Consider the following 23,371-nt stretch of genomic DNA (forward strand, 5'->3'; position numbering starts at 1 on the left):
CAGCAACGCAGCGACGGGAAAGGCCAGGGACATGGCAGAGCCGAGGATCTTCGCGTCCGCCGACGAACTGAAGGCGGCGGTGGGTGAGCAGTTGGGGTACAGCGACTGGGTGGAGGTCGACCAGAAGCGGATCGATCTGTTCGCCGAGGCCACGGGTGACCACCAGTGGATCCATGTGGATCCGGAGAAAGCGGCGACTGGCCCCTTCAAGACGACCATTGCCCATGGGTATCTGACGTTGTCGCTGCTGCCGCTGTTCGGACCTCAGCTGATCGCGGTCGAGGGTGTGAAGATGGGCGTCAACTACGGGACGAACAAAGTCCGTTTCCCGGCTCCCGTGCCGGTGGGGTCGCGGCTGCGCGCCACGGCGAAGATCATCGCGGTGGATGAGGTGACGGGTGGGGTGCAGGTGGCTGTCGGCTTCGCCGTGGAGCGGGAGGGTGGGGAGAAGCCGGTCTGTGTGGCCGAGTCGGTGTCCCGGTACTACTTCTGACGGACCGGGCCGCGGGGGTGCCTGCGGGCCCGTTGTGGCCGATCGCGCAGTTCCCCGCGCCCCTTGAAGGCGGGCTGCCGCCGGTCGGAAGTTGGCTGCGGGTCCGTGGGGGCCGGTCGCGCAGTTCCCCGCGCCCCTTAAAAGCGGGCTGGTGCCGGTCGGGTTTTAACTGCGGGCTCGGTGGGGGCTGAGCGCGCAGTTCCCCGCGCCCCTTAAAAGCGGGCTGGTGCCGGTTGGGGGTTGGCTGTGGGTCCGTGGGGGCTGGGCGCGCCGTTGCCCGCACCCCTGGGGGGTGGGCGTTCGGTTTTTGGGGGCGCGGGGAACTGCGCCGCCGGCCACAGTGGACCCGCAGACAATCCCCGGCCGGCGGCAGCCTCCTGCCCCTAGGCGTGGGGGCGTGTCCCGACCATGCGCAGGACCAGGTCCGCGTACAGGTCTCCGACCATTTCCGGCGTGCGCGGGCCGTTCACGTTGAACCAGCGGGCCACGTCGATGCACAGGGAAAGCACCGCGAGCGTGGTGCCCGGCACGTCGGGAACGTCGAAGTCGCCCGCAACCACGCCGTCCTCGATGATCGCGCGCACCTCCGCGTCGACCTGGCGGCGCAGAGCGATGATCTCCGCGCGGGCGTCGGCGCCGAGCGAGTCCAGTTCGTACTGCACGACCCGCGCGGTGGTGCGTCCGCCGGCGTGCCAGCGGACGAAGGAACTCACCGCGTCGGCGAGCCGCTCGGCCGGGCTGCCCTCGCGGGCGCCCGCGGTCCGCAGGATGTCGAGGGCCTTCTCGTGGCCGATCCTGCTGATCCGGTGGAGCAGCTCTTCCTTGGTCTTGTAGTGGATGTAGAGCGCGGCCGGGCTCATCCCCGCCCGGCCCGCGATGTCACGGGTCGTCGTCGCGTGGTACCCGCGCTCGGCGAAGGCCTCCACCGCGGCGACGAGCAGCCGCCTGGCCGCGTCAGGGGTGACCTCGGCCCACGGCTGCAGCTCGCCGCCGGCCGTCTCCTCCGCCGTACTCATCGCCCGTTCGCCCCTTCCAGTGACAGAACGAACACCATACCTCCGATGCTGAGCGAGCGCTTAGAGTGCCCGCTCAGAGGCGCACGACCTCACAGCCTGCGGAGCCTCACAGCTTGTCGAAGGGGTCGTGTTCCGCGAGGAGCTTCTCCAGGCGGGCCTGATCGACCCGGCTGACGATCTGCCCGGCCTCCTGCCGGTCCCGGATGACCTTGGCGAGGGTGAACGCCGAGGTCACGAGGTACAGCACGGCGATGCCCAGGAAGGCGCGCACCCAGGTGTCGGCCTCCAGCTTGAAGATGCCGATGGCGGTGGCGACGATGGCGACGGCGAACGAAAGCACCGCCTGGCCGTAGAACGCGGCGGTGGACTGCTGCTTGACCTGTGTCTCACTCATGCGACCAGAGTCGGCGGAGGTGGCCGGAACCACATCCGCTCTCGTACTCACGTCACGTACTCAGAACGTCGCAGCGGGCCGCAGAAGACGCCGGGAGACCTCAGAAGGCCGAAACGCCCGTCAGCGCGCGGCCGATGACCAGTTTCTGTATCTGGCTGGTGCCCTCGTAGAGCGTCATGACCCGGGCGTCGCGCAGCAGCTTCCCGACCGGGTACTCGTCGATGTAGCCGTAGCCGCCGAAGACCTGGAGGGCGTTGTTCGCGGCGCGCACCGCGGCCTCCGAGGCGAAGAGCTTGGCCTTCGACGACTCGGTGGCGAACGGCTCCCCACGGTCGACGAGATCCGCGACGCGCCAGGTGAGCAGCCGTGCCGCGTCCACGTCCACGGCGATGTCGCTGAGCAGTTCCTGTACGAGCTGGTGCCGGGCGATGACCTTGCCGAACTGCTCTCGCTCGGTCGCGTACGTCACGGCGGCGTCCAGTGCGGCCTGGGCGATGCCCACACAGCCCGCCGCCACCGACATCCGGCCCTTGGCCAGCGCGGACATGGCGACGGCGAAGCCCTTGCCCTCGGGGCCGAGCATCGCCGAGGCGGGTACGCGGACGTCCTCCAGGGTCAGCTCGGCGGTGGCCTGGCCGCGCAGTCCGAGCTTGCCGTGGATGGCGCGGCGGGTCAGACCGGGGGTGTCCGTGGGCACGAGGAAGGCCGAGACACCCTTGTGGCCGGGGGCGTCGGTCGAGCGGGCGAAGAGCAGGACGACGTCCGCCCAGGTGCCGTTGGTGATGAACGTCTTGCCGCCGCTGACGACGTACTCGTCGCCGTCGCGCACCGCCTTCGTGGACAGGTTGCCCGCGTCGGAGCCGGTACCCGGTTCGGTGAGGCCGAAGCAGCCCACGTACCCGCCGGAGGTGAGGCCCGGCAGCCACCGGCGCTTCTGCTCCTCGGTCCCCCAGGACGCGATGGTCTTGGCGACGAGTCCGAGCGAGACCGAGACGATGCCCCGGACCGAGGAGTCGCCGCGGCCCAGTTCCTCCGTCACCAGGCAGTACGCGAGGTGGTCGCCGCCGGAGCCGCCGTACTCCTCGTCGACGGTGAGACCGAGGAAGCCGACCTCGCCGAGCTTCTTGACGATCGAGCGGTCGACGTCCTCCGCGCGGTCCCAGGCGATCACGTTCGGGGTGATCTCGCGCGCGACGAAGTCCCTGGCCAGCCGTCGGACGGCGGTCTGCTCCTCGCTGAGTTCCAGGTTCACTGTGATCAACCCCTACTTTAAATTAGCACTGCTAGTTTCTGGTCCGCAGCCCTACTATGTGGGCCATGGCCCGACCGCGCAAGCCCCTCCTCAGCACCGACCGCATCGTCGCGGCGGCACGGACACTGGTGGACGCGGAGGGGCTCGCCGCGGTCTCCACACGGCGACTGGCGGCGGAGCTGGGTGTGAGCGGGCCGTCCCTCTACAACCACTTCCGTACGAAGGACCAGATCCTGGAGGCCGTCGCGGACTCCGTGAGCGCGCAGGTCGACCTGTCGATGTTCGAGGACGGGCGGGACTGGCGGACCGCGCTGCACGACTGGGCCGTGTCGTACCGGGCCGCCCTGCGCGACCATCCCAACATCGTTCCCGTGCTGGCGCGGGGGCCGGGGCGGCGGCCGGCCGGGCTGCGGCTCGCGGACGCGGTGTTCGGGGGGATGGTCGCCGCGGGGTGGCCCGCGGCGCAGGCGACGTCCATCGGGGCGCTGATGCGGTACTTCGTGATGGGGTCCGCGCTGTCGTCGTTCGCCGGGGGGTTCGTGGACGACGAGACGGCGTACGATCCCGCGGATTACCCGCATCTCGGGCAGGCGCACCTTCTTGCCGAGCAGCAGGAGAAGATCGATGAGCGGGCCTTCGAGACGGGGCTCGCCGCGTTGCTGGACGGGTTGGCGTCGCAGTACGCGGGGTTGCGTGAGTAGGCCGCTGCACGAGTGCGGGCCGGTGACCGAGAAGGACGAGCGGATGCTCTCGCGACTACTGCGGATCCAGGCCACGTCACCGCGCTGACCCACGCGCTTCGAAGGGCGCGGGGAACTGCATGCCCGGCCCTCACCGGCCCGCAGACAGCCCCGCACCACCGCGCGGAGCGCCCGGTCCGAAAACCGCGAGCCCTTTTCCGCCACCCCACCTAGCCTCGGGAACGTGATGAAACCTCTTCCCGCCACCCGCCGGACCGACCCACTCGCAGCCGCAGCGGCCGGCGTGACCGTGCTGCTGTGGGCCTCCGCCTTCGTGTCCATCCGCAGCGCCGGCGAGGCCTACTCCCCCGGCGCGCTGGCGCTGGGCCGGCTGCTCTCCGGAGCGCTGGTCCTCGGAGCGATCTGCCTGGTACGCCGGGAAGGGCTGCCCGCGCGGGCGGCGTGGCCCGGGATCGTGGTGTCCGGGCTGCTCTGGTTCGGCCTGTACATGGTGGTCCTCAACTGGGGCGAGCAGAAGGTCGACGCGGGCACCGCCGCACTCGTGGTGAACATCGGTCCGCTGATCATGGCCCTGCTCGCCGGATGGCTACTCAAGGAAGGCCTGCCGTCGCGGCTGCTCGCCGGGATGGCCGTCTCCTTCGTCGGCGCGGCGGTCGTCGGCCTGTCCATGTCGGGCGAGGGCAGCGCCTCCGTGCTCGGCGTCCTGCTCTGTCTGCTCGCGGCGGTCGCGTACGCGGGCGGTGTGGTCGCCCAGAAGCCCGCCCTGCGGCACGGCTCGGCGCTCCAGGTGACGACGTACGGGTGTGTGATCGGCGCGGTGGCCTGTCTGCCGTTCGCCGGGCAGCTGGTCTCCGACGCCCGGGACGCCCCGCTGTCCGCGACCCTCAACATGCTGTATCTGGGTGTCTTCCCGACCGCGCTCGCCTTCACCACCTGGGCGTTCGCACTGGCGCGTACGACGGCCGGGCGGATGGGAGCCACGACGTACGCGGTGCCGGCGCTGGTGGTGCTGATGTCGTGGGTGGCGCTCGACGAGGTGCCGGGCTGGATCACGCTCGTCGGCGGACTGGTGTGTCTGGCGGGGGTGGCGGTGTCCCGGTCCGGTCCCAGGGACGAAGCGACCGCGGCCCGGACCGCGACGGCCGCTCCCACCACGGCTCCCGCCACGGCTGTCGCCGCCGCTCCGGAGCCACGGTCCGACAAGGCCTAGTGCCGGCCAGGGCACTAGGCGAGAGGCCGGTCCCTAGGCTCCTGGAACATCACCAGCGCCCGCCCGCCCTTGCCCGCCAGCATGTTCTCGAACGCCGCCGGGATGCCGTCCAGGGCGATCCGTTCCGTGACGAGGGCGCTCAGGTCCAGCCGTCCCGCCCGGACGTGCTCGGCGAGGATGGGCAGGTCGCGGGCGGGGTCGGAGTTCCCGTACACGCAGCCGGCGAGGGTGCGGCCCCAGTGGAAGATCTCCAGGGCGTTGAAGGTGACCTGCTGGTCCTTGCCGCCGATGCCGACGACCGTCGTACGGCCGCCGCGCCGGGCGGACTCCCACGCGGTACGGATCGTGACGGCGCGCCCCGCGCACTCCACGGCCACGTCCACACCGTGCTTGCCGGTGAGTCCCCGGATCTCGCGGGCCGTGTTGTCCGAAGCGATCACGTACTCGGTGGCTCCCGCCGCGCGGGCCAGGGACTCCTTCTCCGACGACACGTCCACCGCCACGATGGTGGAGGCACCGGCGATGCGCGCGGCCTGGATCGCCGAGAGTCCCACGCCGCCGACCCCGAAGACCGCGACCGTCTCACCGGCGCGGACCCGGGCCGAGTAGTGCACGGCCCCGTAGCCGGTGAGTACGGCGCAGCCGAGCAGGGCCGCGTCCGCCAGCGGGATCCCGGCCGGCGCGGGCAGTACGCAGGAGGAGGCCACCACCGTCTCCTCGGCGAACGCGGCGACGTTCAGGCCGGGGTGGAGGTCCGTCCCGTCGGAGGAGCGGTGGGCGTAGACGTTCGCGGCTCCCGCCAGCGCGTCGGCGCACAGCCACACCTCGCCCAGTGAGCAGGCGTGGCACCTCCCGCAGGAGGGTGCCCAGTTGAGCACCACCTCGTCGCCGGGTGCGACATGCTCGACGCCGGGGCCGACGGAGACGACGGTCCCCGCCCCCTCATGGCCGAGCACGGCGGGTACCGGCAGCCGCATGGTGCCGTCGGTCAGTGAGAGGTCGGAGTGGCAGACCCCGGCGGCGGCGAGGCGGATCCGCACCTGCCCCGGTCCTGGCTCGGGCAGGTCGATCTCGGTGATCTCCAGGGGAGCCCCGACGGCGGGCAGCACAGCGGCGCGGGTCATGACGTACAACGCTCCTAGGACTCTGGGACGTCAGAACTGGGACTTCGGAACTGGGACTGGCGAACTGGGGCTGGCGAACCGGGACTTCAGAACTGCAGGGACTTGGTCTGGAGGTACTCGGACAGTCCGTGCGAGCCGAGTTCGCGGCCGACGCCCGACTGCTTGTAACCGCCGAAGGGGGCCCGGGGGTTGAAGCGTCCGCCGTTGATGTCGACCTGCCCGGTGTCCAGGCGCCGCGCGAAGGCCACGGCTTCCGACTCGTCCGCGGCCCAGACGGCGCCCGCGAGCCCGTACACCGTGCCGTTGGCGATCCGAAGCGCGTCCGCCTCGTCCTCGTACCGGATGATCGACAGGACCGGGCCGAAGATCTCCTCCTGGGCGATCGCCATCTCGGGGGTGACGTCCGCGAAGACGGTCGGGCTGACGAAGTAGCCCTGTTCCTGGGGGGATTCGGGGCCGCCCGCGACCAGTCGCGCGCCGTCGCTGACACCCTTCTCGATGTAACCCACCACGCGGTCCCGCTGCTTGGCGTTGACGACCGGGCCGATGCGGTCGCCGTACTTCGCGGCGGCGTCCGCGGCCAGCGTCACGGCCTCTTCGTACTGGGAGTGGTGCACCAGCATGCGGGTCCAGGCGCTGCACGTCTGGCCGGAGTTGGACATCACGTTGGCGACGCCGACGTTGACGGCCTTGGCGAGGTCCGCGCTCGGCAGGATGACGTTGGCGGACTTGCCGCCCAGTTCGAGGGCGACGCGCTTGACGGCCGCGCCCGCCGTCGCGCCGATCTGCCGGCCGACGGCCGTGGAGCCGGTGAAGGAGACCAGGTCCACGCCCTCGTGCTCGGCGAGTGCCTGGCCGGCGACCGGGCCGAGGCCGGTGACGAGGTTGAAGACACCGGCCGGGATGCCCGCCTCGTGGACCGCCTCCGCGAAGAGCTGGGCGGTCAGCGGGGTGTCCTCGGCGGGCTTCAGCACGACCGTGCAGCCGGCCGCGAGGGCGGGGGCCACCTTGGCGACGATCTGGTGCAGGGGGTAGTTCCAGGGCGTGATGGCGCCGACCACGCCGACCGGTTCGAGGTAGACGGTCGAGTTGCCGACCTTCTCCTCGAAGGGGTGGGAGGCGGCGAGGTCGGCGTACGAACCGGCGACCGCGATGGGGGCGCCGACGTGTACGGCCTGGGAGAACTTCAGCGGTGAGCCGAGTTCGGCGGTGACCGTCCCGGCGATCTCGTCCTTGCGGGCGACGAGGACGTCCCGGAGGGCGCCGATGCGTTCCGCGCGTTCGGCGGGCGGGGTGGCGGCCCAGGCCGGGAAGGCGGTGCGGGCGGCGCGTACGGCGGCGTCCACGTCCTCGATCGTGCCGGCCGGGACGTGGGCGATGAGCTGTTCGTCGGCCGGGTTCACGACGGCGATCGTGTCCGTCCCGGCTGCGGGGCGCCAGGCGCCGTCGATGTACATGCCGTCGTGTGCCTTCATGGGGTCCTCCCGCGGGTGGGGGTGTCGTCGTCCGCCGCCCAACTTAGCCGTCGTCCGCGCTACAAACTAGCGGTGTTAGTTTTTGACCGCCAGGGGTAGGGGGTGGGGCGGGTTGCTGGTGGACGGACCCGCCGCGGCAACCCGCACCGTTTCCCTCTGGGGGGCGGGGGGTGGCGTGCGTTGTTGGGTGCGGGTGCGTCTAGGTTGCCCGCGCCGTTCCCCGCGCCCCTTGAGGGGTGGGGGCGGGTGTGCGTTGTTGGGCGCCCGTCCGTCGTGGTGACCCGCGCCGTTCCCCGCGCCCCTGAAGGGGTGGGGGGGGTGGCCTGCGTTGTTGCGTGCGGGTCCGTTGTGGTTGCCCGCGCCGTTCCCCGCGCCCCTTAGGTGGCGCTTCTGGGGAGTGGGGTGCGGTTTTTTGGGGGCGCGGGGAACTGCGCGGTCGGCCACGGCGGGTCCGCACCCGGTAGATGCACGTCCATCCCCCCAGGGGCGCGGGGGCCGAAGGGGTGAGGGGTCAACCCTCCAGGTTCGGGAGTCTTGCCGGGGTCGGCGAGATGCGTACGCCGTCGTGGTCGAAGACGAACAGGTGCGCGAGGTCCACGAGCAGCGGCACCTGCATGCCAGGGCGCAGCGCGTGATCCGGTGTCGTACGGACGATGAGGTCCCCCGGCAACCGCGCCTCCGCCGCCGCCGGTGCACGCCGATCCGGCTCCGCGCGGGCGTCAGCGGCGCCGGCGGCGGCGTCCGCGGGGTGCTCCAGCACCACGACAGGCCCGGCCCGCAGCGCCCCGGCCGCCCGCCCCCGCAGCCGGTCGAACACCCCGCCCTCCCGACGGCGGCGCCCGCCCGCCCGCACCACCGGCCGCGGCGCCTCCAGATCCGGTACCAGCGCGGGCTGCGAACCGGTGTCGAGGTGGACCAGCACCTCGTGCCCCTGGAACTCCACATGCTCGACGAGCCCGCTCATCGCCACCTCCCCGAGCCGGGCCCGCGTTGGCCGGGCAAGGCGTACGGCCTCGGAGCGCAGCCCGACGATGACCTCGCGGCCCTGCTGCACCCGGAGCAGACTGTGGTCCGGGGACAGCGGTTCGGGCAGGACGAGGGCCTGGCGGCCGAGGCCGATCGACATCGCCCCGTCGAGCGGGGCGAGGACGACACCCCGCAGGAGATTGATCCTCGGCGTGCCGATGAACGCGGCGACGAAGACGTTCTCCGGCAACGCGTAGACCGTACGCGGGGTACCGAGCTGCTGGAGGACGCCACCGCGCAGCACGGCCACCCGGTCGCCGAGCGACATCGCCTCCGCCTGGTCGTGCGTGACGTACAGCGTCGTGACGTCCAGGTCCCGGGTGAGCCGGGCTATCTCGGCCCGCAGATGGCTGCGGAGCTTGGCGTCCAGGTTGGCGAGCGGCTCGTCCATGAGGAAGGCGGAGGGGTGCCGGGCGATCGCCCGGCCCATCGCCACACGCTGGCGCTCCCCGCCGGAGAGCTGGTGGGGGAAACGGTCCAGGAGGTCCTCGATGCCGAGCATCCGGGCCGTGGCCTCCACCCGCGGCCCCGGGTCCCGGCCGGGTGCCTCGATGCGTAAGGGGAAGCCGATGTTCGCGCGGCTGTTCATGGTCGGGTAGAGCGCGTAGTTCTGGAAGACCATCGCCATGTCCCGCTCGGCGGGCGCGAGATGGTTCGCGTACTCCCCGTCGAGCCGCACCTCTCCCTCGGTGGGCTCCTCAAGTCCGGCGATCATCCTCAGCACGGTCGACTTGCCGCAGCCGGAGGGGCCGAGGAGGACCAGGAACTCGCCGGGCTCGATGTCCAGCGACAGCCGCTGCACGACACGGACGCCCGGCGTGTAGGACTTGCTCACCTGGTGAAGAGAGACGGCACGTGGCATGAGACGTGACCCCCGGGGCTCACGGGGCGCTGATGCTCCGCGGTCGGACGGCTCGTTCGGATGCGGCGGACACGGCGGAGGTACCGGATGCGTCGGATGCGCCGGATGCGTACGAGACCTATGAGTCACGGAAGCTAACGGACCGCGCATGCCCCGGGGAACCCCTTGAACACCTCGAATCGCCGCAACTCAGGCGCCGCCGCGGCCCGTTCGGCGTTTCTCCAGTTCAGGTGAGGGCACGGACGAGTCCCGGCCCGTGACCGTTTCGGATTCAGGGGGCCCTGCGGGTCCGGTGGGTCCGGCGGCAGGGCGGCCCTGTCGCAGCCCCAGTCCCGAGGCGATCAGCAGGAGCGCCCCGAGCATCACGAACGGCGCGGCCACGCCCGCGACTCCGGCGATCAGGCCCGCGGTGGCGGGCGCGGCGACCTGCCCGAGCCGGTTGCCGGTCAGCCGCAGGGCGAGGGCCGTGGAGCGGGCGTCGTCCGGGGCGGCCCGGACGACCGTGGTCATCGACAGGGGCTGGCCGACGCCCAGGCAGAAGCCGAGCGCGGCGAGGATCACGGCGAGCGCCCAGACCGGCACGGGCAGCGCGATCCCGGCGCACAGCAGGGCCGCCAGCAGACAGGTCGTGGTGAGCAGCGCGGCCCGGCCCAGCAGCCGCAGCATCGGCGTCATCACCAGGCGGCAGGCGATGGTCGCCGCCGCGCGCAGGCTGAGCAGCAGGCCGATCACGGAGGGCGCGATGCCCCGGTGTTCGCCGACCACCGGCAGGTACGCGGTGAGGATGTCCGTCGCGGAGAGCACGGCGAGGCTGATGAAGATGCCCGCCGGTACGCCCCGGGTCCGCAGGATGCGGTGCACGGGCACGCGTTCACCCGGTCCCGTACGGGACGTGGACCCCGTACGGTGCTCGATCCGCCACAAGGAGACGAACGAGACCGCCGCGACACCGCCCGCGACCAGCAGGGCGAAGGCGCTGGTGCCCGCCATGTCGGGGCCGCCGATCAGCGCGCCCGCGGCGATCGGTCCGACGAGCTGGCCGAGCGAGGCGCCGATGGTGAAGTGGCCGAAGTTGCGGTCCTGTTCGTGCGGCGCGGACTGGCGGGCCACGAGCGACTGGGCGCCGATGACGAAGGAGAGGTGTCCGAGGCCCATCACACCGCTCCAGGCCGCCATCGCGGCGAGGGAGTCGGCCGTACCGCTGAGGGCGCAGCCGCCGGCGATCAGGACGACACCCGCCGGCAGCAGCGGGGCGCACCGGCCGTGGTCGGTCCTGCGGCCGAGCGGTACGGCAGCGAAGAGCGGCAGCAGCGCGTACACCCCGGCGATCACACCGATCGCCCGCTCGTCGGCGCCGAGCGCGAGGGCCCGGTAGGAGACGGCGGGCCGTGCCATGGACACCGCCCCCTGCGCGAAGCTGAAGGCGAGGACCAGGCGGAGCAGCCAGCCGCGGTTCCTACCGGGCCTCATGGTGTCGTTCTCCATCGGTTGGAATCGGCCTCCCGGCCGGTCGTCGGGTACGCGGCCGGGGCCGGGTCCGGGTCCGGCTCAGATGATGCCGAACAGGATTCCGGATCCGAGCACCACGAGTGAGGTGAGGGCTGCCCACTTGACCACGAACTTGGTGTGGTCGCCGAAGTCGACCTTGGCCATGCCGACCAGGACGTACACGGCCGGGACCAGCGGGCTCGACATGTGCAGCGGCTGGCCCACGAGGGAGGCGCGGGCGATCTCCAGCGGCGAGACGCCGTGTGCGGAACCGGCCTCGGCGAGGACCGGCAGGACGCCGAAGTAGAAGCCGTCGTTCGACATGAAGTAGGTGAGCGGCAGGCTCAGGGCGCCGGTGACGAGGGCCATGTGCGGGCCCATGCCGTCGGGGATGCCGTCGACGAGCCACTTGGCCATGGAGTCGACCATGCCGGTGCCCTGGAGGACGCCGGTGAAGACGGCGGCGGCGAACACCATGCCGGACACGTTGAGGACGTTGTCGGCGTGCGCGGCGAGCCGTTCACGCTGGTCCGGAATGTTCGGGAAGTTGACCGTCAGGGCGAGCGCCGCGGCGAGCAGGAACAGGACCGGGATCGGCAGCAACTCCATGATCATGGCGGCGAGCAGGACCGCCGTGAGCAGCGCGTTGAACCAGTACAGCTTGGGCCGCAGGGTCGCGCGGTTCGGGTCCAGACCCTGGAGACGTACGTCGTCCACGTCGTCCGTGCCGTCCGCGTCGTGCTCTTCAGGTCCTCCCCGGGACTCGGCGGGGGCGTCGGTGCCGGAGCCCGAGCCGCCCGTGGTCTTGGTGAAACGCACCTTGCCGTCACCAGGACCGCCGGCAGCACCGGCACCGGCACCGACCAGTACCGTCTCGGTCTCGGTCTCGGTCTCGGTCTCGGTCTCGGTCTCGGCCCCGGCTGCCTGCTGCTCCCGCTGCTCCTGCTCCTTCTCCGTCTCCAGTACGTCGGCCAGGCTCAGCACGCCGAGGCGCTTGCGCTCGCGCAGGCCGAGGACGTACGAGAGGACGATGACGGCGACCAGGCCGACGGCGAGCGCCGGGATCATCGGGACGAAGATGTCGCCGGCGTCGAGCTTGAGCGCGGTGGCGGCGCGGGCCGTCGGGCCGCCCCAGGGCAGGGTGTTCATCACGCCGTTGGCGGTGGCGGCGACACCGGTCATCACCACGAGGCTCATCTTCAGGCGCTTGTACAGCGGATACATCGCCGAGACCGTGATCATGAAGGTGGTCGAGCCGTCGCCGTCCAGGGAGACGATCGCGGCGAGCAGGGCCGTACCGACGACGATGCGCATCGGGTCTGCCTTGCAGAACTTGAGAATCCCCCGGACGACCGGATCGAAGAGACCGACGTCGATCATGACGCCGAAGTACACGATGGCGAACATCAGCATCGCGGCGGTGGGCGCGAGGGTGCCCACCCCTTCGATCACGTAGTCGCCGAGGTGTGCGCCTTTTCCGACGAACACACAGAAGAGTGCCGGGATCAGCACCAGCGCCGCGATCGGCGACATCTTCTTCATCATGATCAGGACCAGGAAGGTCGCGATCATGGTGAAGCCGAGGATGGTCAGCATGAGTGGATACCTAACGTTCGCCCTTGAACTCCCACCAGGGACGGCGGTTCGAGTGACGTTAGGTCGGGCCGACAAGTCTTAACAAGATGTTGACACGAGAGCAATAAGCGCAAAACTCCTGGTCACAGCGTTCGCGGTAGTCACAGCTCGGTTCCTGCCGGTGCCACGTCGACGGGTACGCCGTTGAGGACCGCGGTGCCCGACAGCGGGTCGAGCAGGCTGCCGTCCAGGAGCTGGTTGACGTTGACGCCGGGGTCCGCGGTGGCGTGGTGCAGCCGGGTGCCGGGCCGGTCGTGCCCCCAGCCGTGCGGCAGGCTCACGACGCCGCGTCGTACGGAGTCGGTGACCTCGGCGGGGGCGACGACCTCTCCCCCGGCGCCCTTCACGCGTACGGGTGCCCCGTCGCCGACGCCGAGACGTTCGGCGTCGTCGGGGTGGATGTGCAGGGTGCAGCGGTTGGTGCCGCCGGTGAGGGCGGGGATGTTGTGCATCCAGCTGTTGTTGGAGCGCAGATGGCGGCGGCCGACCAGGACGAGGCCGTCGGGACGCTGCCGGAGGGCGTCCCGGAGCCGCGGGAGGTCGTCGGCGAGCGGCCGGGGAAGCAGTTCGACGAGGCCGCTGCGGGTCTTGAGGCGGCCGGGCAGGCGCGACCGGAGCGGCCCGAGGTCGATGCCGTGGGGCGCGGCCAGCAGCTTCTTCAGGCTCAGGCCGTCGGGGCGGGCGCCGAATCCGTCGCCGTACGGGCCGAGGCGCAGCATCATGTCGAGGCGGCGTTCGGGGCCGGTGTCACCGGTGAGGGCGGCGGCGAGTTCGCGGGGGTCGCGGCCGTGCGCCGGGGAGTGCGGTTCCTTGACGGCCTTGCCGAGGGTCTGGTCGATGACCAGGGTGTCGACGGCGGAGGGGTCGGCGCCGTGCATGCCGGTCGCGGCGAGGACGAGCCGGGCGAGGATCTCCGTCTCGGCCATCCTGCCGGCTTCGAGGGGGACGGCGGCCCGGCTGTAACGGACCTGATTGCGTACGGCGAGGGTGTTGAAGGCGAAGTCGTGGTGCGGGCTCTGCGAGGGCGGGGGCGGCGGCAGCACGACGTGGGCGTGGCGCGAGGTCTCGTTCAGGTACGGGTCGACGCTGACCATGAAGTCGAGCGAGTCGAGGGCCTTGTCGAGGCGGTCGCCGTCGGGGGCGGAGAGGACGGGGTTGGCGGCGATGACGACGAGGGCGCGGATGGGCTCGCCCTCCTCGCTCGCCGTGTCGATCTCCTCGGCGAGTGCGGAGAGCGGCAGTTCGCCCTTGGCCTCCGGGTGACGGCTGACGCGGCTGTGCCAGCGGCCGAGCGCGAAGCCGCGGCCGGGTCCCGCGGGGCGGGGCGTGCGGTCGGTGGCGGCCTGCGGGAAGAGGGCGCCGCCGGGCCGGTCGAGGTTGCCGGTGAGGATGTTGAGGACGTCGACCAGCCAGCTGGCGAGGGTGCCGTGCGGGACGGTGCAGCTGCCGATGCGGCCGTATACGGCGGCGGTGGGCGCGGCGGCGAGTTCACGGGCGAGCGCCCGGATCGTGTCGGCGTCGACGTCGCATGCTTCGGCGGCGGCCTCGGGCGTGAAGTCGCGTACGGCGTCGCGGAGCCCGTCCAGTCCCTGGACCAGCTCGCTCAGCTCACCGAGGTCGGTGAGCTGCTCGTCGAAGAGGACGTACGCCATGGCCGCGAGGAGCAGGGCGTCGGTGCCGGGGCGGACGGCGACGTGCCGGTCGGCGAGCTTGGCGGTGCGGGTGCGGCGGGGGTCGATGACCGTGAGGGTGCCGCCGCGCGCCTTGAGGGCCTTGAGCTTGCCGGGGAAGTCGGGTGCGGTGCACAGACTTCCGTTGGACTCCAGGGGGTTGGCGCCGATCAGCAGCAGGTGGTCGGTGTGGTCCAGGTCGGGTACGGGGATCGCGTTGGCGTCGCCGTAGAGGAGACCGCTGGAGACGTGCTTGGGCATCTGGTCGACGGTGGACGCGGTGAAGACACTGCGCGTGCCCAGTCCGGAGAGCAGGAGGGCCGGGTAGAGGGCGCCGGCCATGGTGTGCACGTTCGGGTTGCCGAGGACGGCTCCGACGGAGTGCGGCCCGTACCGCTCGACGACCGGACGCAGTCCGGCGGCGACGGCGTCGAAGGCCTCCTCCCAGGTGGCCTCGCACAGCTCGCCGTCCTTGCGTACGAGGGGGGTGCGCAGGCGGTCCGGGTCACTGTCGGCGGCCCCGAACGACGCCCCCTTCGGGCAGATGAACCCCTGGCTGAACACATCGTCGCGGTCCCCGCGCGCGCTCGTCACCCGGGTCCCCTCGATGGTGAGCGTCAGCCCACAGGTGGCCTCGCAGAGCGGGCAGACGCGCAGGGCTGTGCGGGAGTCGGCGGTGGTGGACACGGGTCCTCCGGAAGGGAATGGCGACAACGATGGCGCTCTGACCGGCCCGAGCATACCGACCGGTATGGACGGTGGGGAGGGGGCACGGGCCGTCAGGTCGGAAAACCGCGAACGGGTTGGGGTGGGGTGGGGTGGGGGTTGGGGTGGGGGTTGGGGTGGGGGTTGGGGTGGGGGTTGGGGTGGGGGTTGGGGTGGGGGTTGGGGTGGGGGTTGGGGTGGGGGTCCGGCCCGGGGGCCGGGGCCGGGGCCGAGGGTCGGGGGCTCGGGGGCTCGGGGGCTCGGGGGCCGGGGGCCGGGGGCCGGGGCCCTCAGACCCTGGGCCGTGGGCCGAGGGCCAGGTTCGGGCCCGTGGTCCGGGCCCGGGCTGCGGGCTGCGGGCTGCGGGCTGCGGATGTTCGCGTAGCCCGGGGTCGGCGGGAGGGCGGGCGGGACGCGCGTCGCGTCGCGCGGCGGACGCGCGGATGCGCGGGTCGGCTGCACGGCAGCACGGCCGCCGCCCAGCGGATCAGTCGAGCGAGCGCGAGAGATACGCCCGGAGCAGTTCCCGTGTCTCGTCGATGACCCGCTCGTCGCCCGCCGGGTCGAGGCGGAAGGCGAGCTGGACGAGGGTGTCGGCGGCCTCGACGGCGATGAGGAAGATGCGCCGGAGGTCGTCGTCGGGAGCGCGGTCGAGATACGCGGAGAGCATGTCGGTCAACCGGTCGGCGACGCGGGTGTTGGGCTCGGCGTCGCGGGTGCCGACGGGTATCTGGTTGCCGAAGTCGACGAGGGAGAAACCGGGTGCGGTGCGCTTCATGGCGAGGTACTCGTCGAGGACCGCGTCCATGGCGACCCGCCAGCCCGCTCCGCTGCCGGTCTCCTGAAGGCGGTGGGTGACACGGTCGGTGTAGCTGTCCAGGTTGCGCTGGGCGAGCGCGTCGACCATGGCCCGCTTGTTGCCGAAGAACCGGTAGACGGAACCTATGGGCACTCCGGCGCGCAGGGCGACCGCGCGGGTGCTCAGGGCGTCGTAGCCGACCTCGTCCAGGAGGTCGGCGCAGGCGTCGAGAATACGGGTGAGTCGTTCGGCACTACGGCGCTGGACGGGCGCGCGGCGCAGCGAGGTCGCATGGGGCACGGGCTTCATGATGCCTTTCCGCCGGAGTCCGGTGAACCTTGCCCTTGGGTACGAAGTCAGTGCCCGTACCACTCATTCAACGACGCGCGCGGCTTGCCGCGGGACGCGGCACGGGGCCGCGCGGGGTACGGCGCTGGTCACGGGCCCCGGGCCGTGCGCCGCCGCCCACTGGGACCGCACGGCATACGCCGCCGCCCCCGGAATCCGAGGGGTGTCCACCACCACTCGGCAGAGGCGCGGACCCTGGCGCCGCAGGAGGCATGCGGCGCTGATCACGGGGCCCGGGCCGTGCGCTGCCACCGCGCGGCAGAAGCCACAGGTCCCGCCGCCGCCCGCAGAGGCCGCAACCCGTGCGCCACCACTCTCGGAGGCCGCCGGGGCGCGCGCAGCCGCCCCCAGATGGTGCAGGTCACGCACCACTGATCGCGGAGGCGGGAGGCCGGGGGACGCCTGCCAGGGTGGCCAGGCTGGCCGGAGCGGACAAGCGCGGCACGCCGTCGGCCGGGGCGGGCAGGCCCGCCGGGGCACCCGGCGGGTCGGCCGACAGCGACAGGCCTGCGGCCGGCCCCGCGGTGAGGAGTGGCGGGCCGTCGACAGGGGGCGCCACAGACAGCGCAGCGCCTGTCGGCGGGGCCGAGTGGCGTGAGTGACCCGCTGGAGCTGTCAGGGGCGCCTCGCCCACCGGGACCGTCACGGACACGGCGACCCCAGCCGCTGCAGCCGTCGCAGCCGTCGCAGCCGCACGGCACGACCCACCCACCGAGGACGCCGCACGCGCCGAGGCCACCTCGCCCGACGGGCACGCCACGGACAGCGTGGCCGCCGCCGTCGGGGCCCAGCCACCCGCCGGGGACGCCGCAGGCGCCGAACCGCCGAGTGCTGTGGTCCAACCCGACGGTCCCGCCGCCGTCGGTCGGAGGGCCGTCGTGGGACCCGGGTCGGACACCGTGATGTCGGCCGTGCTTGCGACGGGCTCTCCGTCGACGGCCCACACCGTGTCGTCGTCGGCGTGCAGACGCACCGTCACCTGATGGGTGCCGCGCGGGACGACGTCGCCCGCGAGGTGGTGGTTCGGGCCCCGGAGCAGGGACAGGGGACGGTCGTCCAGCCGGAGCAGCGCGTAACCGCGACCGCGTACGGCCTTCTTCTCCGTGGCGGCCGGCGAGAAGCGGAAGTCGTGGACGGTCAGCCGGACCTCCCAGCCGTCGTCGCCCTCGCCCTCGGCGCCGCCGCCACCGTCGCCGTCGCCGCCGCCGTCCACGGCCGGCTGTATCTCGATCTCGACCTCGGGTGCGCTCTTCTTGTCGATCTCACGGTAGTGCCGCCCCTCCTCGTCCGTGTCCTTCAGCACCCTGCCCACCGGTGACGGTCTGACCTCGTCGTCCTCGCGTGCGCCGTCGGATCCGCAGCCCGTCGCTCCGACGAGCAGAGCACCGAACAGGGCACAGACCGCGAGCGCGGTGAGGAGTGCGCGCGTCCACGACATGCCGGGAGGTTAGAGCACCGCTCCGACAGCCGGATCCCCCTTGAGTCGGGTTCTTGGGCCGAGTCCGGTTCCTGGGACGAGTCGGGCTCCGGGGCCGAGTCGCGTTCTCAGGCACCGCTCCTGGCCGGCCCGGTGGAAGGTGGCGCGATCCCGCCACCTTCCACCGGGCCGGGCCCCCTCCCCCTTGCGCACCGATTCACCGAATCCTACGGTGATGCATAGGAATCAGAACGAGGGAGCGAGCACTCATGAGCGGGGACGCGCGAAACGGCGCAACGGCACTGCGGAAGACCGCCGAGGCGCTGACGTATCTCTCCGGGTTCGGCAACGAACACAGTTCGGAGGCGGTCCCGGGCGCACTCCCGCACGGCCGCAACTCACCGCAGCGGGTCCCGTTCGGGCTGTACGCGGAACAGCTGAGCGGGTCGGCGTTCACCGAGCCGCGGGCGCACAACCGCCGCTCGTGGCTGTACCGCATCCGTCCGTCGGCCGCGCACCCCGCCTTCACCCGCACGGACAACGGCACCCTGCGCTCGGCCCCCTTCACCGAGTCGGTCCCGGACCCGAACCGGCTGCGCTGGAACCCCCTGCCGGAGCCGGCGCCCGGCACCGACTTCCTGGCGGGCCTGTGGACCCTCGGCGGCAACGGCGACGTCACCCGGCGCACCGGCATGGCCGTGCACCTGTATCACGCCAACTCCTCGATGCGGCGGGTGTTCAGCGACGCCGACGGCGAGCTGCTGATCGTGCCCGAACACGGCGGGCTGCTGCTGCGCACCGAGTTCGGGCTGCTGCAGGTGGAGCCAGGACATGTGGCGCTGATTCCCCGTGGGGTCCGCTTCCGTGTGGAGTTGCTGGGCGACGCCTCCGACGACGGGCGGACCACACACCCGACCGCCCGCGGTTATGTGTGCGAGAACTACGGGGCACCCTTCCAGCTCCCCGACCTCGGCCCGATCGGCGCCAACGGTCTCGCCAACCCCCGGGACTTCCGGGCACCGGTCGCCGCGTACGAGGACGAGGAGGGCGACGGGAACACGGCGGGGCCCGTGGAGGTGGTCAACAAGTTCTGCGGCAACCTCTGGACGGCGCTCTACGACCACTCGCCGCTGGATGTCGTCGCCTGGCACGGCAACCATGTGCCGTACACATACGATCTGCGCCTCTTCAATGTGATCGGCACCATCAGCTACGACCATCCCGACCCGTCGATCTTCACCGTGCTGACGTCGCCGTCCGACACTCCGGGCCTTGCCGGGGTCGACTTCGTGGTCTTCGCGCCGCGCTGGCTGGTGGGCGAGGACACCTTCCGGCCGCCCTACTTCCACCGGAACGTGATGAGCGAGTACATGGGGCTCATCGAGGGCGCGTACGACGCGAAGGCGGAGGGCTTCGTGCCGGGCGGCGGTTCGCTGCACAACATGATGTCCGCGCACGGCCCCGACCGGGAGACCTTCGAGCGGGCCGGCGCCGCCGAGCTGCGACCGCAGAAGGTCGACGACGGTCTGGCCTTCATGTTCGAGACGCGCTGGCCGGTCACCGCCACCGCGCAGGCCGCCGGCGCCGAGCACCTGCAAGCCTCGTACGACGACGTGTGGCAGGGCCTTGAGCGGCACTTCCGGGCGGGCGGGCGGCCGTGACGGCACACGGCCCGCGCAGGCCCCGCCCGGCCGTCTCCCGTGGCCGCCCGTCATGAGCGCCCGTTGCAACCGACGCCCGCGACCGGTACGGATACCCTCGTGACCTCCTTCGCGCCGGACTCGATCGTCCTGAACCGCAAGCTGCCGCTCTGGTATCAGGTGTCGCAGTCCCTGCGCGCCTCGATACTCGGACGCTCGGCGCAGGATCCGCTGCGCCTGCCCACCGAGGAACAGCTGGCGGAGCACTACGGGGTGAGTGTGCTGACCATGCGGCAGGCGCTCAAGGAGCTGGAGGACGAGGGGCTCATCACGCGGCACCGCAGACGCGGCACGTTCATCGAGCCGAGCGCCCTGCGGGGCGCGCCGGTCCGTCTCCTCGGCTCGGTGGACGCCATCGTGGCCCAGCAGTCGGGCATGACGACGGAGCTGCTCGACCACGGCAGCGAGCCCGTGTCCGGCGAACTCTCCGCGTACTTCCCGGATCTGGCTCAGGTGGCGACGTACCACCGGCTGCGCAGCGACGAGAAGACCGGCGAGCCGACCAACCACGCGCGCAACTACGTGCGGCCGGAGCTGGCGGCCCTGTTCGAGCCGGAGGATCTGGTCCGCTGGCCCATGACCAAGGTCCTGCGGGACGTCGCGGGGGCGCGGATCGGCCAGATCACCGACACCGTCGAGGCGCGGCTCGCCGACCCGGAGACCGCCCGGCTGCTCCAGGTCCCGCTGCTGAGCCCGATCCTGCACTACACGGGCGTCGTGCACGGCGCGGACGGCCGGGCCCTGGACGTGGTCCGTATCCACTACCGGGGCGACCGTTTCTCGTTCACGGTCACCCTCGACGCCCACTGACCGTGCGGGACCCGGTCGCCGCCCACGGGCCACGTCGTACGATGCCGAGCGTGACGCACGACGACGCTCCGCTGCTCGCGGACCTCATGCCGTGGTCCGTCGCACCTCCCCGGCTGGGCCGGGCGTGGCCGGCGGCGCCCGACGTGGCGTCCCTGAAAGCACGGTGGGACGCCCTGGTGAAGGCCGAGGGGCCCGACCGGGAGGCGTTGTTCGGCGCCACCCGCGCGCGGACCCTGCACTCGGCCGTGGGGCAGCTGCCCGGCCAGTCCTCCGGTACGGGTCGGCTGGTGCGCGTCTCGGGCCCCTGCGCGGAGCCGGTCCGGGTCCAGACCGGCCCGTTCGACGAGCAGTGGCTGATCCCCGACCACCGGCTGATCGACGCGGCGCGTCCCGAACTGTGGCGGGTGGCCGACGAGCACCAGGTGTTCGCGATCGAGCAGCCGCCCTCGCCCGACGGACCGGCGCTCCTCGTCGCGTCGGTGCTGCCGCTGGTCCCCCCGCAGCCGAGGACCCCCGGGACGAAGGGGGCCCCGGGGGCGAAGGGGACCTCCGGGACGAAGGCCCCCTTCGCCCGCCCCGGCCGCGTCCACCCCCTGTACCGGCGCCCCGGCGGCCTCGAACCGAACCTGGCGCCGGGCCTGCTGGAGTTCCTGGCCGCGCGCCTCGGCCACTCCCCCGCCCCGCTCGACGTCCTCGCCTGGACGGTCGCGGTCGCCTGCCGGGGGCCGCGCGGAGTGACCGTCCCTCTCACCGCGGACCCCGAACTGTGGTCACACGGAACCGAGTTGGGACATCGCATGCTGCGGCTGATGCGCCGCGACGGCGAGCGTCCCAAGCTCCCCGGCGGTCGCCGCCCTTATGTACGGGCCCCGCTCCCGCCCATCCCGGCCGAACCGCGCTACGACCGCGAGGAGGAGACCCTCCACCTGGACGAGGGCCGTATCTCCCCCGTCCCGCCCGCGGCCTGGGACTTCGGGGTCGGCGGCGTCCGCGTCCTGGACCAGTGGTTCGGCAGCCGGATCACCCGCCCCGAGCCCGGCACGCTGGAGGCCGTCCGCCCCGCGACCTGGCCCCAGCCCTGGACCTCCGACCTCCTGGAACTGGTGACAATCCTGACGCTGCTCACCGAACTACGCGCACAACAGCAAGAGTTGGAGCTGGAGTCCCTCATCCCCGCAGCGGACCTGCACAAGGCAGCAGTACTCCCACCCCCCACCACCACCCGCCACCCAGCCTCGGTCCTGACCCACCCCGAGGAGGGCCCAGAAGGCCAATTCGCCCTGCTCTAACCCCTAGGGGCGCGGGGAACGGCGCAATCTTTTGTCTTTCAGGGGCGCGGGGAACTGCGCGACCAGCCACAACGCACCCGCGGCCACAGAACAACCCCTCCCGCGAAGCCCTCACCCAGACACCTCAACGAGACGGGTCAAACCCGTCAAGCACCCGCTCCAACGCCCGCCGAAAAACCGCCTCCAGATCAATGGGCCCCGACCCCTCCATAAACGCCGCAGCCATCCGCGGATAAGCCCCACTGCCCACCTGGCCCCCCAGATACGCACCCCGCACCGCGGCCTCCCGCTCCTCCGACCACGGCAGCGCCCGCGCCCGCTCGGCGGTGGCCAGTTCGTTGCCGACGTACGTCGTCACCACGCCGTTGACCATCGCGACCAGCTCGAACTTCGTCCCGTACGTACCGTCGTAGGAGTCCAGACAGGCCAGGCAGTGCTCCAGATACCGCAGGGCGTTCGGGCTGAAGCCGTAGACCGGTGACATCAGGGCCGGCAGCCAGGGATGCCGGTGCATCAACGCCCGCGTCTGGTACGCGACCCGGAGCATGTCGGCCCGCCAGTCCCCCGCCGGCTCCCACAACTCGTGCTCGGCGCCGACCGCGTCGACCATCAGCTCGTACAGGTCCTCCTTGCGCGGCACGTAGTTGTAGAGCGACATCGTCCCGCAGCCCAGCTCGGCCGCCACATGCCGCATCGACACGGCGTCGAGCCCCTGCGCGTCCGCGATCCGCACGGCCGCCGCCGCGATGTCGGCCCGGGTGAACGCGGGCCGCGGCCCACGCCCCGTGCGCTCGGGTCGGGCCCAGATCACTTCGGGTACGTCGGCTCGTCCTGCCATCGGTGTCGCCAGCCCTGCCATCGGTGGAACCTGTCGTCACCATCCTAGTTACGTACAGCGTACGTAATGCGCTATGGTCGAGCCATGACTACTACGTACGGTGTACTTAGTGAGGGTCTGGAGAAGCGTTTCCGGGACGTCCACGCCCTGCGCGGACTGGATCTCGCGGTGGCCGAGGGGACCGTCTGCGGGCTGCTGGGCCCCAACGGCGCGGGCAAGACCACGGCGATACGGCTGCTCACCACCCTGTTGCGGCCCGACGCCGGGTCCGCCCGGATCGCGGGGCACGATCTCGTACGGGAGCCGGCCGCCGTGCGCCGCGCGATCGGTGTCACGGGGCAGTACGCCTCGGTGGACGGCGACCTCACGGGCCGCGAGAACCTGCGACTGTTCGCGAGACTGCGCCGCCTCCCGAAAGCCGCCGCCCGGGCCGACGAACTGCTCGACCGCTTCGAGCTGACCGACGCGGCGGACCGGACCGCGTCCACCTACTCGGGCGGTATGCGACGCCGTCTTGACCTGGCCGCCTGTCTGCTCACCCGGCCCGCCGTGCTGTTCCTCGACGAGCCGACGACCGGCCTCGACCCGTACAGCCGCAACCAGATCTGGGAGGCCGTGCGCGCCCTGCGGTCCGAAGGCACGACCGTCCTGCTGACCACCCAATACCTGGAGGAGGCGGACCAGCTCGCCGACGACATCGTGCTCGTGGACCGGGGCCGGGCCGCGCACTCGGGGACGCCCGCCGAACTCAAGGCGCTCATCGGCTCGTACGCGGAAGCGGTCGTCGCCCACGCGGACGCGATGACCGGCGCGGCGGCCGTACTGGACCGGCTGACCGGCTCGGCGCCCACCTTCGACCGGGAGCGGCACGCCGTCGGCGCGGTCACCACCGACCCGACGCTCACCCTCCCCCGGCTCGTACGCGAACTCGACGCCGCCGGTGTGCCGTTGCTCGACGTGAGCCTGCGCCCGCCGACCCTCGACGACGTCTTCCTCCGCCTGACCGACGGCCCGGCGGGCGGCCCGACGGCCGGCCCGGCCCACGACCGGAACGACCACAAGGAGCTTGTGACATGAGTGCATCGACACCGACAGCGGCACCCGCACCGGCTGCGGTAC

19 protein-coding genes are annotated in these 23,371 nt (G+C 72.0%); 7 read left to right on the forward strand and 12 right to left on the reverse strand.

Annotated features, from left to right (window positions below; genetic code table 11):
- Positions 1–31 precede the first annotated feature (31 nt).
- Positions 32–493: a MaoC family dehydratase gene (locus tag ACH4DZ_RS22805; protein ID WP_398289107.1), complete on the forward strand. Its 462-nt coding sequence runs from the start codon at positions 32–34 to the stop codon at positions 491–493.
- 383 nt (positions 494–876) lie between these two features.
- On the opposite strand, the gene ACH4DZ_RS22810 is transcribed toward ACH4DZ_RS22805, so the two are convergent.
- From ACH4DZ_RS22810 to ACH4DZ_RS22820, 3 genes are all read right to left on the reverse strand, one after another.
- Complete coding sequence (locus ACH4DZ_RS22810; RefSeq protein WP_398289109.1) at positions 877–1,509, reverse strand: TetR/AcrR family transcriptional regulator; 633 nt, start codon at positions 1,507–1,509, stop codon at positions 877–879.
- Positions 1,510–1,615: 106 nt separating this feature from the next.
- Positions 1,616–1,903, reverse strand: a complete 288-nt coding sequence (locus ACH4DZ_RS22815) for a YiaA/YiaB family inner membrane protein (protein WP_267025559.1) — start codon at positions 1,901–1,903, stop codon at positions 1,616–1,618.
- Between the two features lie 100 nt (positions 1,904–2,003).
- Positions 2,004–3,155: an acyl-CoA dehydrogenase family protein gene (locus ACH4DZ_RS22820; protein ID WP_398289228.1), complete on the reverse strand. Its 1,152-nt coding sequence runs from the start codon at positions 3,153–3,155 to the stop codon at positions 2,004–2,006.
- 65 nt (positions 3,156–3,220) lie between these two features.
- Between ACH4DZ_RS22820 and ACH4DZ_RS22825 the strand changes: the two genes are divergently transcribed.
- Together ACH4DZ_RS22825 and ACH4DZ_RS22830 are read left to right on the forward strand one after the other, a co-directional pair.
- The gene (locus ACH4DZ_RS22825) at positions 3,221–3,856 is read left to right on the forward strand and encodes a TetR/AcrR family transcriptional regulator (RefSeq protein ID WP_398289111.1); all 636 of its coding nucleotides are present in this window, start codon (positions 3,221–3,223) and stop codon (positions 3,854–3,856) included.
- Positions 3,857–4,082: 226 nt separating this feature from the next.
- The gene (locus ACH4DZ_RS22830; protein WP_398289229.1) at positions 4,083–5,066 is read left to right on the forward strand and encodes a DMT family transporter; all 984 of its coding nucleotides are present in this window, start codon (positions 4,083–4,085) and stop codon (positions 5,064–5,066) included.
- 14 nt (positions 5,067–5,080) lie between these two features.
- Here ACH4DZ_RS22830 and ACH4DZ_RS22835 read toward each other — a convergent pair whose 3' ends face one another.
- From ACH4DZ_RS22835 to ACH4DZ_RS22870, 8 genes are all read right to left on the reverse strand, one after another.
- Complete coding sequence (locus ACH4DZ_RS22835) at positions 5,081–6,190, reverse strand: Zn-dependent alcohol dehydrogenase (RefSeq protein ID WP_398289113.1); 1,110 nt, start codon at positions 6,188–6,190, stop codon at positions 5,081–5,083.
- Positions 6,191–6,276: 86 nt separating this feature from the next.
- Entirely contained in the window at positions 6,277–7,665 is a 1,389-nt protein-coding gene (locus ACH4DZ_RS22840) for an aldehyde dehydrogenase family protein (protein WP_398289114.1), read from the reverse strand.
- A 511-nt stretch (positions 7,666–8,176) separates the two neighbouring features.
- The gene (locus ACH4DZ_RS22845) at positions 8,177–9,553 is read right to left on the reverse strand and encodes an ABC transporter ATP-binding protein (protein WP_398289116.1); all 1,377 of its coding nucleotides are present in this window, start codon (positions 9,551–9,553) and stop codon (positions 8,177–8,179) included.
- Positions 9,554–9,742: 189 nt separating this feature from the next.
- Positions 9,743–11,023 (reverse strand): MFS transporter, encoded by a 1,281-nt coding sequence (locus ACH4DZ_RS22850; protein WP_398289117.1) that lies wholly within the window; start codon positions 11,021–11,023, stop codon positions 9,743–9,745.
- Positions 11,024–11,101: 78 nt separating this feature from the next.
- A complete protein-coding gene (locus ACH4DZ_RS22855; protein ID WP_398289118.1) occupies positions 11,102–12,637 on the reverse strand; it encodes a CitMHS family transporter in 1,536 nt (511 codons plus the stop codon).
- 140 nt (positions 12,638–12,777) lie between these two features.
- Complete coding sequence (locus tag ACH4DZ_RS22860) at positions 12,778–15,087, reverse strand: molybdopterin oxidoreductase family protein (protein WP_398289119.1); 2,310 nt, start codon at positions 15,085–15,087, stop codon at positions 12,778–12,780.
- 451 nt (positions 15,088–15,538) lie between these two features.
- A complete protein-coding gene (locus ACH4DZ_RS22865; RefSeq protein ID WP_398289120.1) occupies positions 15,539–16,159 on the reverse strand; it encodes a TetR family transcriptional regulator in 621 nt (206 codons plus the stop codon).
- Positions 16,160–16,559: 400 nt separating this feature from the next.
- Complete coding sequence (locus tag ACH4DZ_RS22870; protein ID WP_398289121.1) at positions 16,560–17,636, reverse strand: hypothetical protein; 1,077 nt, start codon at positions 17,634–17,636, stop codon at positions 16,560–16,562.
- A gap of 248 nt (positions 17,637–17,884) precedes the next feature.
- Here ACH4DZ_RS22870 and hmgA point away from each other — a divergent pair, with 248 nt between their 5' ends.
- The 3 genes from hmgA (at position 17,885) to ACH4DZ_RS22885 (ending at position 21,414) form a co-directional block, all read left to right on the forward strand.
- The gene (gene hmgA, locus ACH4DZ_RS22875; protein WP_398289122.1) at positions 17,885–19,276 is read left to right on the forward strand and encodes a homogentisate 1,2-dioxygenase; all 1,392 of its coding nucleotides are present in this window, start codon (positions 17,885–17,887) and stop codon (positions 19,274–19,276) included.
- 99 nt (positions 19,277–19,375) lie between these two features.
- Positions 19,376–20,125 carry a GntR family transcriptional regulator gene (locus tag ACH4DZ_RS22880; protein WP_398289123.1) on the forward strand — a complete coding sequence of 250 codons (750 nt, stop codon included), beginning with the start codon at positions 19,376–19,378 and terminating at the stop codon, positions 20,123–20,125.
- A 41-nt stretch (positions 20,126–20,166) separates the two neighbouring features.
- A complete protein-coding gene (locus tag ACH4DZ_RS22885; RefSeq protein WP_398289124.1) occupies positions 20,167–21,414 on the forward strand; it encodes a type ISP restriction/modification enzyme in 1,248 nt (415 codons plus the stop codon).
- Between the two features lie 124 nt (positions 21,415–21,538).
- On the opposite strand, the gene ACH4DZ_RS22890 is transcribed toward ACH4DZ_RS22885, so the two are convergent.
- On the reverse strand, positions 21,539–22,252 hold the full coding sequence (locus ACH4DZ_RS22890; protein ID WP_398289125.1) for a TetR/AcrR family transcriptional regulator: 714 nt from the start codon (positions 22,250–22,252) through the stop codon (positions 21,539–21,541).
- A gap of 84 nt (positions 22,253–22,336) precedes the next feature.
- Between ACH4DZ_RS22890 and ACH4DZ_RS22895 the strand changes: the two genes are divergently transcribed.
- The gene (locus ACH4DZ_RS22895; RefSeq protein WP_398289126.1) at positions 22,337–23,329 is read left to right on the forward strand and encodes an ATP-binding cassette domain-containing protein; all 993 of its coding nucleotides are present in this window, start codon (positions 22,337–22,339) and stop codon (positions 23,327–23,329) included.
- The last annotated feature ends 42 nt before the right edge of the window (positions 23,330–23,371 follow it).

The organism is Streptomyces sp. NPDC017991, from assembly GCF_044328075.1.
Taxonomy (GTDB): domain Bacteria; phylum Actinomycetota; class Actinomycetes; order Streptomycetales; family Streptomycetaceae; genus Streptomyces.